Origin of the sequence: Holdemanella porci, from assembly GCF_009696075.1 — a bacterium.
Lineage (GTDB): Bacteria > Bacillota_I > Bacilli_A > Erysipelotrichales > Erysipelotrichaceae > Holdemanella > Holdemanella porci.
The window spans coordinates 34,282-50,466 of record NZ_VUMR01000009.1 but is presented as its reverse complement, the minus strand read 5'-3'; the positions used below and the strand labels follow the sequence as shown (position 1 = coordinate 50,466).

Below are 16,185 nucleotides of genomic sequence, written 5' to 3'. Positions count from 1 at the left end.
ATAATACAACACGAATTCACTCACATTGTGAATATGAATCTCCACAAAATTTTGAAAAACAATATTTGAAACATAAACATTAAAAAAACAGATATTTAAGTTGTCTTAAATCTTGACATAGTACCAACTATTTTAAATTTATTAATAAGGAATCCAATGGTCTCCAACCCATTTATTCAATGTTTGATTCCATAATCTTTTATACAATCTTCCGTTTTTATCTTTGAATTAACAGACTAGTTTCTCTTTGTATGGAAATATCTGTAGTGACTTCAGTTTCATTTGCTAAAACAGGTGTTACTATATTCATAGATGCGATCAACACTAACATAATCATTATTTTTTTCATAAATTATTTACTCCTCTATAAACGGAACAGCCTTAAAACATTCATCTTTTGGATTTGATATTTTAACACGTATTTTGTCTAATACTAATTCATATGTTCCATCTTTATGTTTAATAATATATCCCTTATCTATATCTGATTGATCATACATATCTTCATTGTTTGGAGGTTCAAATGCAGACTCCAAAATAATGCTGTTTGTAAGTAATGGAAGAGCTAATACGGCGATCATTAGAATTTTGCTCGTTTTTTTTCGATACATTCCATCCATTAAATAATTTATACGATATTCTAATACATGTACATTATCTTGAATCATAAAATGTGTAGATTGTCCCTTGAATTCATTTTTACTTTGAATGTTTTTTTGGATTTTTATAAGTGTATACATATATTTCATTACTTCCTCTTTAGAAAATGGACTTGTTGTTTGATGGTCTACACGCATTTCCAAAAATAAATCAATTTTATCTCTTAATCTATATACTGGAATAAACCACCAATACATGATAACTAACAGATTGATAATCTGTTTAGTGCACACATCATGGTTTTTAATGTGCCATGTTTCATGAAGCAATATATTTTTTAAATTTTCTTGTGAAAGGTATACGTCTGGTATCAATATAGTTTTATTAAAGCCCATGACCATAGGGGAAGAAACATAGTTCGTTCTTAACACCACATGATTTTCTTCTTGATAATTATCAATAAAATCGCTTATATGATAATGTTCTGAATGATTTTCAATACGTTTGTACATGTCTTTGGTAATTTGAATTGCGCGAATCCATTTAATCAGGTTCCATATAATACCTAATACCCAAACTAATAATAAGAATTGATATACTTGCACATTTGCATAAATTTTATATTGCAACAGTACAATGATTGGATTCATGATTGTGGGCACTATAATGGTTTTAGTAAATTTGAATTCAAGTGGCACAAACATTCTTACTACGACAACAACGATTAGTACTGTTATAAAATCTGTCCGAAATAATTTATAACTTTTTTTATATGAAAGTAAAATGTCTAACAGAAGAATCAACAAAAAACTGATACACAAAGTAATGAAAAGAGATGATGCAGAAAATCGCATTATTTTAACTCTTTCTCTTTTTCTTGAATCAAATTCTTTAATTGTTCAATCATCTCTAAATCATCTGTGTGCTCAACAAAATAAGCTGAAATTTTTGCTCGTGTATCTTCACCAATAAATGAATTCACATATTCTGCTTCGGATATAACGGGTCTATATAATCTTGTGATTGCCTTCTTGTTCTGTCCGATTCCTGCAACCTTGATATATTTTATCTCCAATAATTTTTGTAACGTTTGCTGAATCGTATTGATACTCATATTTTTGGAAGCTAATTTAATATCATTTGCAGACATTGCAATATCATGCTTCCATAAAATATCCATGATCTCATTTTCTTTTTTAGTAAATTGAATGTATTTCATGTAAGTTCCTCCGTCTAAATTCATTATAGCAACTCGTATGTATTTACACAAAGACTTTCATAAATATTATCGTTTATTCATTTTAACACTCTTTATAAAAATAACGATTGTATTTTTCTAAATTCTATATTATATTTGAATTAGAGATAGCGCTATCCTTGAAAAGAACAAAATATATGAAAATAGTAATTAGTTATTTTGCTTACTTGTTACTTTACATGCATGTTATTCCAATATATACAAAAGAATCCATATTTAAAATGAAATACTAAATCAGATTATAGGAGGATGTTCTAAAGATGAGATGCGAAAATTTATCGAAAAGACTAAATAGATATACAATATTATTTTTAATAATGGATTTGATTATACTTTTAATTGATTTATTCAGTTGTCATAATCATACTAAATTTTTGTTTCTCATATTGACAATATTCATTATTAATTGTTTATTTTTCGATTTCTGTAAAAAACATATTGCTTATACCAAAATATCAATATTTTATATTTGGCAATTTACGGATGAAAATGCGATTTTTGGATATATAAAGTTATTGCTCTTGATTCTGATTAGTATTTGTTACTTTGTTTTTTATGATTATAGTGTTGTACCGATGATAATCTTAGCGCTTAGTGGTATTGGTATTATGTTAATTGCGATGAAGAGAAGATTAAAATTTAGAAAGTCATGACTTCAATAAATAATTCGAGCAGTTATATTTACAAAATCGTAATTAGTTTGTTTTTGCTGATGTAATTACGATAATGAATGGAGGTGTGGTATATGACAGACGAGCAGAAAAAGATGATTGAAAAATTGAATGAAGACAATCGAAAGTTAAATGATGTGAATAAAGGGATGAAAGAGTATGCTAAATACAAATTAGTTGTTGGTATTCTCGTAGTTACTATAATAATTGTCTTATTTTTTGTTCAGCATAATACCTGATTTAATGATGGGAAAAACAGTAGAAACAGATGGAGAAGCGAATAATTTGGAGGTTGTAGTATAGCAATGTAACTATTCAAGCGAGATAATATTATTTATAATAAGAAAAAGGGTGTCTTAAATAAAAAAATATGTGGATACATTTTTAGTAATCATAGGATTATTGATTATTGTTGGGACAGTAATCTGTTGTTTATTCTATAATTTAAATCCAACTACAATGTATGCCATCTGTGGAATTGTTTTAGTGATAATGGTTTTATTACTATATATCAGAAACTATAAAAACAATCATTATGGTGGCAAATTCAAAAATGATTTTCCTGATGCACATTAATCCAATTATTATTGATTCTATGTGTGAATTAAGTTTTCTCAATAAAAGAGTATCACTTGTTTATGGAGCACAATAAATTTGGATGGGGTCAAGTGAATTTGCTCTCCAAGAATTTTAGGGGCGGCATATACACCAAAACGGTTTATAGCTAATATTGGGCTCGAATAACAAATAAAAAGGGAGGGATTGCTGATACAACCCTCTTTTAGATATCAAAAAATATAAGTTTTATAAGACTTATATTTTTAAAAAAATGATGTAAATAAAAACTATAGAGAAGTGAACAATATTATCTATTATTGAACTGTGATAGCATTAATAGCATTGAATTTTGATTTATAATCTATAAAAAACACATAAGGAGATTGATACCCATGGGAACCAATAATTTTTAATCTTAGCAGGTATATTAGAGGATAATGATCATAATAATGTGAACAAATTTTAATTCGAACGAGTATTTTGATTATAACGGAAAGGGATGATGGATAATATGAAAGATAAATTTGCACAGTTTTCTGTGATATCTATTATCTTAGTAAGCGAAAGTATGACGCTATTTACACGTTTGGTTGATGGTTATTATGAATTAAAAAATGTATTAAGTATTATTATAACTCTTTATATCTGTATAAATTTAGTCATAGTGATTTATCTTTATTGTAAAGATTAGAACAGAGAATAGGAGAATAATATGATGAATAAAATTAAAAAGATATTTTCGTGTATGTGTGCGTTCATTTTATCTATTACTTTGATTAACGTTGATGCTAGGGCATATGAGACTAAAACTGATGAACAAATTTTAGCTGAAATGCAACAAATGCAAGATCGAATAACAGAAACTTTAATTATAGAAGATAATAAATATATTTATGATTATGATACAATCAAAGAAATAGTTGATGTTTATGACTTTGATGAATTTAATCAAGTAGCAGGAACGAATTATACGAAAGAAAGTTTCTTAAATATTGCAATTGATTCTATTGAAAATACAGATTTAACTCCACAAGTTATACCTACGGGAATATGTGGTCAGACTTGGAAAATCGAAGGTTGGAATTATGTAAGAACTGCTCAAACCAAAGCTGTATCAAATGCTTTAGTTAACGATGCAAAAAATTATGCAGAAATTTTACGTGCTGGTGGAGCCATTGGTGGTGCAGCAACTTCAGCTGTTCCAGCAGTTGCTGTAGTTTTGGTTGCAGCTTCAGCATTGGGTGTTGCATATTATAATACGTTTGCAAATAATTTATCATATCAAAATTCATTGTCAAAATGTGGAACTGTAATTGATATCAATAAATTTTATTTTCATTATCAAATTTGGAATCAGGCTAACTACAATGGATAAAAAATTGTAGAAAAAAGTGCGCAATAAATTTGGATGTGGTAAGGTGAATCTGCTCTTCAAGATTTTAAGGGGCGGCATATACCCCAAAACGGTTTATAGCTGATATTGGACTTGGACAGCATTTAGTTGTCCGGGTCTTTTTTTCAATTATTTTAATGCTTGTTGATTGCCAAATTATTTGAATATGAAAGTTAATAATCTAATCACATTAAATAAAAAAGTCATAGCACAAGTTTGAATAAAATCTATTCAAATTATGTGTTATGACTTTTATAATATTCTTTATAGAAAGTGAGAAAAAGAAAAGAGAGTAAAACCAACGCACGCCAATGAGTTCTTTTTACTCTCCGCTCTTACAAACAAGATTATGATAACTGTTTATAAGGCATAAAAAAAGCACCTGGCAAATGCTAGGTGCAATCTTTGACAAATGGTGGTCTCAGTCGGAATCGAACCAACGACACAAGGATTTTCAGTCCTTTGCTCTACCAACTGAGCTATGAGACCACATGGTTGCGGGAGAAGGATTTGAACCAACGACCTCCGGGTTATGAGCCCGACGAGCTACCAGACTGCTCTATCCCGCGATGTGAATTAATTAAGATGGCGCAGAAGCTGGGATTCGAACCCAGGCGCCGCTCGCACGACCTACCGGTTTTCAAGACCGGACCCTTCAGCCACTTGGGTACTTCTGCATATGTATAATTGGTGGACCCTGTAGGACTCGAACCTACGACCCGCCGGTTATGAGCCGGATGCTCTGACCAACTGAGCTAAGGGTCCAAGTTAAACTCGTTGGTGGCTGGAGTGAGACTCGAACTCACGACCTTCCGGGTATGAACCGGATGCTCTAGCCAACTAAGCTACCCAGCCGAATTAAATAAAATAATGGTCGGGATGACAGGATTTGAACCTGCGACCCCTTGATCCCAAATCAAGTGCACTACCAAGCTGTGCTACATCCCGATATTTTTAGAAAAAAAATAAATGGCGCGCCCAGCAGGAATCGAACCCACAACCTTTTGATCCGTAGTCAAACGCTCTATCCAGTTGAGCTATGGGCGCATTTATTTCAACTGAGCTTTTGTGTCTCGCTCAGTGCCCATTAAATATACCATTACTTTAAAATGATTGCAAGCACTTTTTTTAATTTTTTTAATTTTTTTTATTTTCGTGTTTTTACACCTATATACGTAGTATAATTACCTATATATAAGTAAGAAGAAGGAGATTTATATCATGAGTAACATTGAATCAGTAAAAGGACACTTAATCGTATCTTGTCAAGCACTTCCAGATGAACCTTTACATTCATCTTTTATTATGGGACGTATGGCTAGAGCGGCTAAATGGGGAGGCGCAAAAGGTATTCGTGCTAATACTGTAGAGGATATTAATGAAATTCAAAAAGAAGTTGATTTACCAGTTATTGGAATTATTAAACGAGTATATGGGGACTGTCCAGTATTTATTACACCTACAATGAAAGAAATCGATGAATTGATTGAAGGGGCACATCCAGAAATCGTTGCCTTAGATGCAACTTGTCGTGTTCGTCCAGATGGAAGAACTTTAGATGAATTGTATGCAGATATTCGTGCTAAGTATCCAGAACAAAAATTAATGGCAGACTGCTCTACATTAGAAGAGTGTCTTCATGCCGCTCAATTAGGCTTTGATTTTGTAGGAACAACATTAGTTGGATATACAGAAGAAAGTAAGGGCGACAAAGTTGAAACAAATGATTTTGAGTTAATGCGTAAATATTTAGAACAATCAAACGTACCGATGATTGCTGAAGGAAATATTGATACACCAGAAAAAGCACGCCGTGTATTAGAACTTGGATGCTTTAGTGTTGTAGTAGGATCTATTATTACTCGTCCTCAATTAATCACAAAACGATTTGTAGATTGCATTGAGGGATAAGTATGTTAAAGAAGGAACAATTAGAAAAATTATTAGAGCGTTGTATGGCTTCTTCTTGTGATTTTGCCGAAATCTTTGAAGAAGAAGGTACAACTGAATCTTTATCCATGTTAAATGGAAAATTAGAAGATACAAATGTATTGATTCGCGCTGGTATTGGAATTCGTCTATATAAAGGTGTGCAATCTGTATATGGATACACAAATGAAACAAGTGAAGAATCATTAAATGCCTTAGTGGATGATTTGCGTGGAGGTTTTGGCATAGAATCTAAATCTGTATCGATCTCTTTGGTTGAAGAAACTCATGAAAATCTTCATCCCATCAAGGAAAATCCTGTAGAAGCTTCATTAGAATCTAAAGTTGCCTTAATGGTACGTGCAAGTGATGCGGCTAAGGCATATTCAGATCAAATTCAAAAAGTATCTGTAGGGTTGGCAAGTGTATGCCAAAATGTTCAGATTTCAAATAGTGAAGGAAGACTTGTACATGATACAAGAATTCGTTGTCGTATGTCTGTATCCTCTTTTGCCCAAGATGGCCAAAACTTACAATCTGGTTATGAAGCACCAGGTGCAAGTAAAGGCTTAGAATTCTTTGAAGAAAGAACTCCAGAATCTATTGGACAAGAAGCAAGTCGTATTGCATTAGTATTATTAGAAGCGAAAGATTGTCCATCGGGGAAAATGCCAGTCATTATTGATAATGGCTTTGGTGGTGTTATTTTCCATGAAGCTTGTGGACATGCTCTAGAAGCAAGTTCAGTCAGTAAAAATCAGAGTGTATTCTGTAATAAATTAGGTCAAAAAGTCGCAAGTGATAAAGTCACAGCTATTGATGATGGCACAATTCCAAATGCGTGGGGTTCACAAAACGTCGATGATGAGGGTAATCCCCAACAAAAACGTGTATTGATTGAGAATGGTATTTTAAAGAGTTATATGATAGACCGCTTGAATGGTCGAAGAATGGGTCTTGAATCGACTTCAAGTTCGCGTCGTCAGTCTTATAAATTTGAAACAACTTCGCGTATGACAAATACATATATTGCGGCTGGAAATGATGATTTTGATGAAATGTTTGAAGGAATCAAGCGAGGACTATACGCAAAGAAAATGGGTGGTGGAAGTGTAAATCCACAAACCGGAGAATTTAATTTTGCCGTATTAGAAGGTTATTTAATTGAAGATGGCAAGATTTCCTATCCAGTAAAAGGAGCTTCTTTAATTGGTAATGGTGCAGATATCCTATTTAATATTGATCGTGTGGGTAAAAACTTAGAGCGCGGACAAGGTATGTGTGGCTCTAGTTCGGGTTCAATTCCTACAGATGTAGGTCAACCGGCCATTCGTGTTTCACAAATTACAGTAGGAGGTACGGCCAATGAATAAACAAGTATGGATTGAAAAAGCAATTGGCCTAGGTATTCAGGAATTTGAAATCTATCAATCTACAACGGTTGAAAAAGAAATGACTTGGTTTCAAGGACAAATGGATACTTTAGTATCCAGTAAAGTGACAGGTACAAGTATTCGTGGAATTGTAGATGGAAAAATGGCCAATATGGCATTGGAAGAAATAGATGATTCTATGTGTGAAACTGTTTTAAAATCATTGATTGAACAAGCACATATTATTTCAAATGAAGAAACCGATTCATTAAGAAAACCAGAACCAATTGAGTACGTAAAAAAAGATGTGACTTGGAATATGGCTAGTACAGAATATGTGAAGAATATTCTTCAAAGCTTAGAAGCTAAGATTCTAGCCTATGATCCACGTGTCATTCAAGTTGGATATTTAGGATATAGCCAAGGCAGTGGAAGTCGCAGTATTGTGAATAGCTTGGGCATGGATGTACAAGATGCAGATGAAATGCAGTACATTGTTGCCAGTGTTGTCGTTAAAGAAGAGGAAGAAGTCAAGGATGCAAGTTTAGTTGAAGTTGTATATGACTTTGAACAATATGATTTAGATTCATTTGTTTCTCGTGTTTGCGATAAAGCTTTAAATAAGTTGAAGGCCACACCAATTCCAAGCTGTACATGTCCAGTCATCTTTGAAAAGGATGCGATGACATCTTTATTTGCTGCCTTTACTGGTTTATTTAATGGGGAATTAATGTATAAGGGAATTTCACCTTTAAAAGATAAGTTTAACGAACAAATTTTCTCTGAACAAATCACAATTATTGATAATCCAAAGAATATGGATTGTTTAAGTATTGCCAATTTTGATGATGAGGGGTGTCCAACTTCTTCAAAAACTTTGGTGGACCATGGAAAATATGTTATGATGCTTCATGACACAAGAAGTGCCAATCGAATGCATACAAATAGTACAGGAAATGGCTTTAAATCGGGCTATGCATCTAGCGTAAGTGTACAGCCAATGAATTGTTACATTGTACCGGGAAATGATAGTTTTGAGGATTTGTGTACAAAAATTAAGGATGGCTTTGTCGTACAGAATTTAGCGGGCCTTCATGCTGGACTTGATTTTGTATCTACAAACTTCTCACTACAATGCTCAGGCTTCTGGATAAAGGATGGTAAAAGAGATAAGAATGTTACTTTGGTTACCGTCGCAAATAATTTCTTAAATATGATGAAACACGTAATTAGTGTGGGTAACGATTTAGATTGGAGTTATCACCAGGTTATAAGTCCAAGTATCGCATTTGAAGAGTGTACAATTTCAGGGGAATAAATATGGTAAATGAATTTAAAAATGAAAGACTACTAGAAACATTAATTGTATTTAATAGAGAAAAAACAGATTCAGCATTTAGAAACTTGTTGGATGCGTTTATTTCGACTAATTTTCTAATTCCAGCACAATGGGATAAAGATCCTTCTCGCGATGAAAAGGGAGTCTTAGTCTTTGAACCAAATACACAATTCCAATTGTCTTTGATTCAAAATGATAAGGGAGATAGTTTCTTTCCTGTCTTCTCAAGTATGGATCAATTGAAAAAGTGGGATCAGGATAGTGAAATCCATTCCTTGGTTATGACATATAATCAATATATGCCATTTGTGAAGATGGCATTAAACCAGATTCATGGCATTGTGATCGATCCATTTGGAGCGAATGTTTTATTAGACTGCAACTTATTGGTTGAACTTGATAAAAGTCGTGGTTCACAAGTGAGTGAAAATCCAATTCATAAAGGAGATAGTTTAAAGCTTCGTGATCCTATTTCAAGTGTAACAGAACTTCAAAGAGCTATCTGTGAATTTGGTGACTCTCACCCAGACATTCTTTCTATTTATTTGAAAGAAAGAATTGTCAAAGATCAGCCTAGCCACTGGTTCTTAGTTGTGGATATGATTAATGATGATAAACAAACAATTCAAGATTTAGGAAACTTCTGTACGCCTGTAAGTTATGGAAAAGGTTTTGAATTCATGTTTGGAAGTATGGAGCTTGCCAAGAAAATTATGGCGGATACAATTCCAACATATGTAAAGGTTACAAAGTAATTAAGGTGCAATTCAGCACCTTTTTCTAATATAATAGAAGTATGAAATTGCCTGAATATATATTAGAAATCATTCAAAAAATAAATGATATTGGATATGAAGCGTATGTGGTAGGTGGATGTGTACGTGACTATTTACTAGATCGACCAATTCATGATTATGATATTTGTACAAGCGCCAAACCTGAAGTGATATTAAATCTATTTGATCGAAGTGTGGGAACAGGACTCAAACATGGAACGGTAACGGTTTTATCGAATTCACCCGTTGAAATCACAACCTTTCGTTTAGAGAGTGAATACAAGGATCATCGTCATCCAGATAGTGTGAAATATGTTTCAACAATTGAAGAAGATTTATCAAGACGTGATTTTACTGTGAATGCGATGGCATATCATCCAAGTCGTGGTTTGATTGATCCGTATGGAGGTCAATTTGATCTTAAAGCTAAAGTCATTCGATGTGTGGGTAATCCAGATCGAAGATTTAATGAAGATGCTCTAAGAATGTTGCGTGCCTATCGTTTTTGTGCAAAACTAGGCTTTTCGATGGATGAAACAGTAAAAAAATCCATCGATACAAATGCATCTTTGATTCAATATGTATCTATAGAAAGAATCATACATGAATTAAAACAAATCATGGAAACAAATCCACAAGTATTGGCCGATATGACACTTCTTTTAAAGCCTGTATTTAATGAGTTGGATTTGGCATTGAGGTGTAGTCAAAACTCAATCTATCACTATACCGATGTCTTGCATCATACTTTAGATGCGATGTGCTATTTAAAACCATATGATGAAACTTTGGCCTTTGCGCTATTATTCCACGACCTAGGCAAAATACAAGTAAAGACAACCGATTCGAATGGAAAGGATCATTTTAAGCATCATGCGAAGGTAGGAAGTGAATTATCTAAAGAGCTTTGTCGACGCTTTAAACTTACAAATGAACAAAGAAAGTGGATACCATTCTATGTCTTACATCATGACGATAAATTTACCTGTGATTTAGATTGTATTTATAAGTATCGTGTTACATATCATTTGGATGAAGAACACTTGTTGAACTTACTTCAAATTCGTTATTGTGATGCGATGGCCCATTCTGAATTGGGACAAAAATCAGCTAAAAATGTAGAACTTTTCTATGCGTATTACATTCAAAATAGAAATCGCTGTATGAGTATATCTCAACTTGCGTTGAATGGAAAAGATATTATAGAAGCTACAAATTTAAGAGGAAAACAGATTCAAGAAGCTTTGAATATGTGTTTAAAATACGCTTTTTATCATCCGGAAAAGAATAGGAAAGAAGAATTATTAAATATATTAAAAAATGAGTTATGAACGTTCATAACTCATTTGTGCTAATGTCTTTTTAAAGTTTTTAATAAACAATGTTACTGTTGTGCTTACCGCAATAAAGTCTGCGATTGGTTCTGCAACAAATACCGCAAAGATATGATTGGATAAGATGTTTGGTAAGATAAAAATCAATGGAATTAAGACAATGATCTTTCTAAAGATAGCTAAAAATACTGAAATCTTGGCGTTTCCAAACGCAATGAAGGTTTGTTGGCAAGAAATCTGAAGTCCCATCAATAATACGCATGCCATATAGATACGAATGGCCCAGCTTGCCATTGACATTAAGTCTGGATCGTTTGTGAAAATAGAAATAAATACTTGAGGGAATAATTCCACTAGAATCCAGATGATACTTGCGTATGTGAAACAACATAGTGTTTGAAGTAAAAAGCCTTTTTTAACGCGCTGGCCATTTTTAGCACCAAAGTTGTAACTGATGATGGGTTGTCCACCTTGCGTTAATCCTTGTATTGGCATCATCGCAAACTGCATAACACTCGTTAGAATGGTCATACTTCCAATCGCAACGTCCCCACCAAATTTAGAGAGTTGCATATTGAAACATAAAGAAATCAAGCTTTCTGTTGACTGCATCACAAAAGGTGCGACACCTAAAGCTAAACTAGGAAATAATAGGCTTGGAACAATTTTAAAATTTTCTTTTTTTAACTTAAGAACTGTCTGTTTACCACTCAAGAAATGAATGACCCAGATTGCACTGATAGCTTGCGAAATAATGGTAGCTAGTGCAGCCCCTTTTACGCCCATATTGAATCCAAAGATAAAGATAGGGTCTAAAATAATGTTTAAGATAGCCCCAATTAAAACGGTCATCATACTTGTTTTAGAGAATCCCTGACAAGAAATAAAGGCATTCATCCCAAGTGTCATTTGGACAAAAATGGTTCCTAAGGCATAAATACCCATATATTGTTTGGCATATACAATTGTTGTCGAACTTGCCTGGAATAATTGTAGTAATGGTGTTTGAAAAGCTAATAAACATACAGTTAGAGTTAATGAAATCATAATCAATGCGATAAAACAATTTCCCATGATTTTTTCAGCTGTCGGATTATCTTGTTTACCCATATATATACTAGCTCTTGGGGCACCTCCCATACCGACTAAACACGCAAAGGCGGATACAATCATTATAATTGGTAAACAAACGCCTACGCCTGTTAGGGCGATGGCCCCTACATCTTGAATGTGACCAATGTACATGCGGTCAACTACATTATAGAGTAAGTTAACAATTTGACTTAAGATGGCAGGAACTGCCAACATAAAGAGTAACTTACCAACTTTTTCATGTCCTAAATCCACTTCGGACGCTGTTGTGAATTTCATATTATTTTGCTCCTTCTATTTTTTCATTCATTTTATTCATTGTATCAATCATACATTGAATATCTTTTGTGGGAATATCCTTGAATAAAACTTGATTGATTTTATCAATCTCAATAGAGATTTTTTCTAATATAGGAATCGCTTCTTCTGTTAATTCAATATAAGAAATCCTTCTATTTTCTGAAACTTTCTTCATTGTGATCAATCCCTTTTGTTCCAAACTTGTTACACTTCGAGAAACCAAAGCTTTTGAAACACCGAGTACAACACGAAGCTGTGTGCTTGTTGTAATGGATGTGTTGTTTTGTAGTAAAATCAGAATTGAGATTTCGTTGGGGGAAAACGTGTATTCTGAAAATCGATCTTTGATTTGTTTACCGTAATATTCACGCAATCGATTGGATAAACGTAAAAATTCTTCTATAGTTAACATATATCCTCCTAATGTTTACTTGTGAACAGTTCAATTGTAAACAAGTAAGCAAAATATGTCAAATATATTGTATGCAAAATTATTGTATTTTTTAATTGACACAACAAAAACATCGTGTTAATATGTAAACGCATTCAGTGAGGATTGTAACTGGTTGGCAGGCAACACCTTGATGATATTAATAAATAAATATGGGATGATATTTGTTTTTTGATATGATTGAGGTGTTTTTTTATTTATTGGTAAGCAGGTGAGAGAATGAGATTAAAAAAAGCATTTAATAACAATGCCCTTTTAGCATTAGATGACAATGATGAAGAAGTCATTGTGATGGGTAAGGGAATCGCTTTTGGAAAAAAGAGTGGAGATTTGATTGATGAGTCATTGATTCAAAAAAAGTTTGTTTTTGATAAAAGTGAATTAAATGAAAAGTTTTCTCAATTGTTTGATGAAATTCCACAGCAATACGTCGAATTAACTGTATCAATAGTTGAAATGGTGCAAAAAGAATTAGGCATAAGATTTGATTCAAGTATATATTTAGCTTTATCTGACCATATTACATATGCTGTTCGTCGTTATAAAAAGAATGAGAATTTAAAAAATGCATTATTATTTGAGGTGAAAAAGTTTTATCCAAATGAATTTAAAGCTGCTTTAAAATCTTTAGATATGATTCAATATGAAACGGGATGTATTATGGCCGAAGATGAGGCTGGATATATAGCAATGCATTTTGTGAATGCACAACAAAGTGGAGAGGAAATGTCACAAACAGTTAAAGTGACAAAAATGGTAGAAGATATTTTGCACATAGTTGAATATCATTATCAAATAAAATTGGATGAAAATTCCTTGAATTATACTCGTTTTGTTACACATATTCGGTATTTTGCGCGTAGATTGTTTGCGAAAGAATTGAATCAAGATACAGATGATATTCTTTATCAACAAATTAAAGAGCGTTATCCGGATGCTTATCGTTGTGCTTTAAAAGTAAAGAAGTATATTAAAGAGAGCTGTGACATAGAATTAACAAACGAAGAAATGACGTATTTTATGTTACATATTAATCGTGTTTGTTCTAGAATTAAAAGTTAGCATTCAGGCTTGTAACTGTTAGGCAGGCAATAACCTGAGCTTATGAATGATTTCGAAGGGATTCGTTGTCTTTTTCATATGCTCAGGTTTTTATTTTTGGTAGTAACTGTGTAATCAGTCTACATATATTAGAAATTGAAAGATTATGGTACCAATCTTAAAATTTATCAAAAATCAGGAGGAAATTATGAATAAGTATGAAACTATAGCCAATGAAGTTGTAAAAAATATTGGTGGAACAGAAAATATAGAATCTGTTACAAATTGTATGACTCGTTTAAGATTTACATTAAAAAACGTGTCAAAGGTAGATGTAGAATCTTTAGAAAAAGTAAAAGGTGTACAAGGTGTTGTCAATAAAAATGGCCAATTCCAAGTAATTATTGGATCAGATGTATCTCATGTATGCGATGAAATCAAAAAAATGGGTAGTTTTTCTGAAACTGTAAATGTAAACAGTGAGGAAAATGTATCTTTAGTAAATCGTGTATTAGGTGCAATTACAGCGATTTTCCAACCAGTAATTCCTGCTATTTGTGGTGCAGGTATGATTAAAGCTGTATTAGCTTTATTGACAGCATTTCATGTAGTAGAAGCTACTTCACAAACTTATGTTTTATTAGCGATGGTAGCTGATTCAGCATTCTATTTCTTACCTATTTTCTTGGCTGTATCTAGTGCTAAAAGATTTGGATGTAATACATTTATTGCTGCAGTTTTAGGAGCTATGTTGATTCATCCAACATATGCAGGAATTGTATCCGCTGGAGAAGCTTTTAAATTTATTGGTTTACCAATTAAACTAGTATCGTATGGAAGTAGTGTAGTGCCAGCAATTCTAATCGTTTGGGCTCAATCTTATGTTGAAAAGTTTGCAAAGAAAATTAGCCCTAATGCAGTTAAAGTATTCTTAGTTCCTTTAATTGTATTCTTGATTATGACACCATTGGCATTTGCTATAATTGGTCCTTTAGGTTCATTTGTTGGTGATATCTTATGTAATATTTTTGATTTCTTAAATAATCAAGCTCGTTGGGTAATTCCGGTATTAATGGGTGCTTTCTGTCCGTTGTTTGTTATGACTGGTATGCATTATAGTTTTATGCCAGTGCAACTAGCACAATATGCAACATTAGGATATGGAACATTGTTAGGTCCTGGGATGTTAGCAAGTAATATTTCACAGGCAGGTGCATGTTTTGCGGTGGCATTAAGAACGAAAGATAAAGAAATGAAATCAACAGCATTATCTAGCGCAACAACTGCTTTATTTGGAATTACTGAACCAGCTCTTTATGGTGTTACTATGAAATTGAAAAAGCCTCTTTGGACTGTTATGATCAGCGGTGGTATTGCAGGTCTTTGGGGTGGACTTACAAATATGCGTACATATGCAAGCGCAACTGCAGGGGTAACAGCATTACCAGTATACATTTGTGATGATTTATCAAATGTTAGAAATGCATTTATTTGTATTGTGATCGCATTAGTTAGTTCTTTCGTATTAACTTTATTGTTTGGTGTGCCAAAAAACGAAGATACTTCATCTAGTAACGAAGTTGTTGCAGAAGATAACAAAAAATTGAATAAATATACTGAAATTTCATCTTGTATGAATGGTAAAGTTGTTCCTTTAGAAAACGTTGAAGATGACGTTTTTTCTAAAAAAATCATGGGTCCAGGTGTAGCAATTCTTCCAAGTGAAGGAAAAGTATATGCTCCTTTTGATGGAGTTGTAAATACTGTTTTCCCTACAAAACATGCATACGGTTTAACTAGTGTAGATGGAATTGAAGCAATTATTCATTTGGGATTAGATACAGTAAATTTAGAGGGTAAATATTTTGAGGCTAAAGTAAAGAGTGGTCAAAGCGTAAAAAAGGGTGATTTGTTAGCTGAATTTGATTTAGAGGCATTACAAAAAGAAGGTTTCGATATGGTAACGCCAGTTATTATCACGAATAGTGATCAATTTATTGATGTAATTGAAACACAAAAATCAGATGTAAAAGTAGGCGAAGAATTAGTGAAAGTCTTTCGTTAAAAAAT

General features: G+C 32.8%; 13 protein-coding genes and 7 tRNA genes. 9 read left to right on the top strand and 11 right to left on the bottom strand.

What is annotated here, in order from left to right; genetic code table 11:
- Window positions 1-356: 356 nt before the first annotated feature.
- Together FYJ55_RS03165 and FYJ55_RS03160 are read right to left on the bottom strand one after the other, a co-directional pair.
- Window positions 357-1,454: a M56 family metallopeptidase gene (locus FYJ55_RS03165; protein ID WP_154555601.1), complete on the bottom strand. Its 1,098-nt coding sequence runs from the start codon at window positions 1,452-1,454 to the stop codon at window positions 357-359.
- Window positions 1,454-1,819, bottom strand: a complete 366-nt coding sequence (locus FYJ55_RS03160) for a BlaI/MecI/CopY family transcriptional regulator (RefSeq protein WP_229771059.1) — start codon at window positions 1,817-1,819, stop codon at window positions 1,454-1,456. Before FYJ55_RS03160 ends, FYJ55_RS03165 begins: the two co-directional genes overlap by 1 nt.
- Before the next feature lie 784 nt (window positions 1,820-2,603).
- Here FYJ55_RS03160 and FYJ55_RS03155 point away from each other — a divergent pair.
- Both FYJ55_RS03155 and FYJ55_RS03150 read left to right on the top strand, forming a co-directional pair.
- Window positions 2,604-2,768, top strand: a complete 165-nt coding sequence (locus FYJ55_RS03155) for a hypothetical protein (protein WP_229771058.1) — start codon at window positions 2,604-2,606, stop codon at window positions 2,766-2,768.
- Window positions 2,769-3,799: 1,031 nt separating this feature from the next.
- A complete protein-coding gene (locus FYJ55_RS03150) occupies window positions 3,800-4,462 on the top strand; it encodes a hypothetical protein (RefSeq protein ID WP_195836645.1) in 663 nt (220 codons plus the stop codon).
- Window positions 4,463-4,893: 431 nt separating this feature from the next.
- Here the strand turns inward: FYJ55_RS03150 and FYJ55_RS03145 are convergent.
- The 7 genes from FYJ55_RS03145 to FYJ55_RS03115 form a co-directional block, all read right to left on the bottom strand.
- Window positions 4,894-4,969: transfer RNA gene (locus FYJ55_RS03145), tRNA-Phe, on the bottom strand.
- Window positions 4,970-4,972: 3 nt separating this feature from the next.
- Window positions 4,973-5,049, bottom strand: a tRNA-Met gene (locus FYJ55_RS03140).
- Between the two features lie 17 nt (window positions 5,050-5,066).
- Window positions 5,067-5,157, bottom strand: a tRNA-Ser gene (locus FYJ55_RS03135).
- An 11-nt stretch (window positions 5,158-5,168) separates the two neighbouring features.
- A tRNA-Ile gene (locus tag FYJ55_RS03130) sits at window positions 5,169-5,245 on the bottom strand.
- 13 nt (window positions 5,246-5,258) lie between these two features.
- A tRNA-Met gene (locus FYJ55_RS03125) sits at window positions 5,259-5,335 on the bottom strand.
- Between the two features lie 16 nt (window positions 5,336-5,351).
- Window positions 5,352-5,428: transfer RNA gene (locus FYJ55_RS03120), tRNA-Pro, on the bottom strand.
- A 22-nt stretch (window positions 5,429-5,450) separates the two neighbouring features.
- Window positions 5,451-5,527, bottom strand: a tRNA-Arg gene (locus tag FYJ55_RS03115).
- A 174-nt stretch (window positions 5,528-5,701) separates the two neighbouring features.
- Here FYJ55_RS03115 and FYJ55_RS03110 point away from each other — a divergent pair.
- The 5 genes from FYJ55_RS03110 to FYJ55_RS03090 are packed head-to-tail and all read left to right on the top strand — an operon-like array spanning window position 5,702 to window position 11,228.
- A complete protein-coding gene (locus FYJ55_RS03110) occupies window positions 5,702-6,391 on the top strand; it encodes an N-acetylmannosamine-6-phosphate 2-epimerase (RefSeq protein ID WP_003866240.1) in 690 nt (229 codons plus the stop codon).
- A 2-nt stretch (window positions 6,392-6,393) separates the two neighbouring features.
- On the top strand, window positions 6,394-7,782 hold the full coding sequence (locus FYJ55_RS03105) for a TldD/PmbA family protein (protein ID WP_154555597.1): 1,389 nt from the start codon (window positions 6,394-6,396) through the stop codon (window positions 7,780-7,782).
- Window positions 7,775-9,100, top strand: a complete 1,326-nt coding sequence (locus FYJ55_RS03100) for a TldD/PmbA family protein (RefSeq protein WP_154555596.1) — start codon at window positions 7,775-7,777, stop codon at window positions 9,098-9,100. The genes FYJ55_RS03105 and FYJ55_RS03100 overlap by 8 nt, the downstream gene beginning before the upstream one ends.
- A 2-nt stretch (window positions 9,101-9,102) precedes the next feature.
- On the top strand, window positions 9,103-9,876 hold the full coding sequence (locus FYJ55_RS03095; protein ID WP_154555595.1) for an enhanced serine sensitivity protein SseB C-terminal domain-containing protein: 774 nt from the start codon (window positions 9,103-9,105) through the stop codon (window positions 9,874-9,876).
- A gap of 41 nt (window positions 9,877-9,917) precedes the next feature.
- On the top strand, window positions 9,918-11,228 hold the full coding sequence (locus FYJ55_RS03090; protein WP_154555594.1) for a CCA tRNA nucleotidyltransferase: 1,311 nt from the start codon (window positions 9,918-9,920) through the stop codon (window positions 11,226-11,228).
- Here the strand turns inward: FYJ55_RS03090 and FYJ55_RS03085 are convergent.
- Window positions 11,223-12,602 carry an MATE family efflux transporter gene (locus FYJ55_RS03085; protein WP_154555593.1) on the bottom strand — a complete coding sequence of 460 codons (1,380 nt, stop codon included), beginning with the start codon at window positions 12,600-12,602 and terminating at the stop codon, window positions 11,223-11,225. The two genes, FYJ55_RS03090 and FYJ55_RS03085, sit on opposite strands and share 6 nt — an antisense overlap.
- Before the next feature lies 1 nt (window position 12,603).
- Window positions 12,604-13,035, bottom strand: a complete 432-nt coding sequence (locus FYJ55_RS03080; protein WP_154555592.1) for a MarR family winged helix-turn-helix transcriptional regulator — start codon at window positions 13,033-13,035, stop codon at window positions 12,604-12,606.
- Window positions 13,036-13,293: 258 nt separating this feature from the next.
- On the opposite strand from FYJ55_RS03080, the gene licT reads away from it, so the two are divergent.
- Together licT and FYJ55_RS03070 are read left to right on the top strand one after the other, a co-directional pair.
- Window positions 13,294-14,136, top strand: coding sequence for a BglG family transcription antiterminator LicT (licT, locus tag FYJ55_RS03075; protein ID WP_154555591.1), 843 nt, complete (start codon window positions 13,294-13,296; stop codon window positions 14,134-14,136).
- Window positions 14,137-14,323: 187 nt separating this feature from the next.
- Entirely contained in the window at window positions 14,324-16,180 is a 1,857-nt protein-coding gene (locus FYJ55_RS03070) for a beta-glucoside-specific PTS transporter subunit IIABC (RefSeq protein ID WP_154555590.1), read from the top strand.
- Window positions 16,181-16,185 lie beyond the last annotated feature (5 nt).

Bases quoted from the DNA above. Each gene is read 5' to 3' on its own strand.
- FYJ55_RS03155 (WP_229771058.1), top strand. From the start codon at position 2,604: ATGACAGACGAGCAGAAAAAGATGATTGAAAAATTGAATGAAGACAAT.
- FYJ55_RS03160 (WP_229771059.1), bottom strand. From the start codon at position 1,819: ATGAAATACATTCAATTTACTAAAAAAGAAAATGAGATCATGGATATT.
- FYJ55_RS03070 (WP_154555590.1), top strand. From the start codon at position 14,324: ATGAATAAGTATGAAACTATAGCCAATGAAGTTGTAAAAAATATTGGT.
- FYJ55_RS03105 (WP_154555597.1), top strand. From the start codon at position 6,394: ATGTTAAAGAAGGAACAATTAGAAAAATTATTAGAGCGTTGTATGGCT.
- licT (WP_154555591.1), top strand. From the start codon at position 13,294: ATGAGATTAAAAAAAGCATTTAATAACAATGCCCTTTTAGCATTAGAT.
- FYJ55_RS03100 (WP_154555596.1), top strand. From the start codon at position 7,775: ATGAATAAACAAGTATGGATTGAAAAAGCAATTGGCCTAGGTATTCAG.
- FYJ55_RS03080 (WP_154555592.1), bottom strand. From the start codon at position 13,035: ATGTTAACTATAGAAGAATTTTTACGTTTATCCAATCGATTGCGTGAA.
- FYJ55_RS03085 (WP_154555593.1), bottom strand. From the start codon at position 12,602: ATGAAATTCACAACAGCGTCCGAAGTGGATTTAGGACATGAAAAAGTT.
- FYJ55_RS03095 (WP_154555595.1), top strand. From the start codon at position 9,103: ATGGTAAATGAATTTAAAAATGAAAGACTACTAGAAACATTAATTGTA.
- FYJ55_RS03110 (WP_003866240.1), top strand. From the start codon at position 5,702: ATGAGTAACATTGAATCAGTAAAAGGACACTTAATCGTATCTTGTCAA.
- FYJ55_RS03165 (WP_154555601.1), bottom strand. From the start codon at position 1,454: ATGCGATTTTCTGCATCATCTCTTTTCATTACTTTGTGTATCAGTTTT.
- FYJ55_RS03150 (WP_195836645.1), top strand. From the start codon at position 3,800: ATGATGAATAAAATTAAAAAGATATTTTCGTGTATGTGTGCGTTCATT.
- FYJ55_RS03090 (WP_154555594.1), top strand. From the start codon at position 9,918: ATGAAATTGCCTGAATATATATTAGAAATCATTCAAAAAATAAATGAT.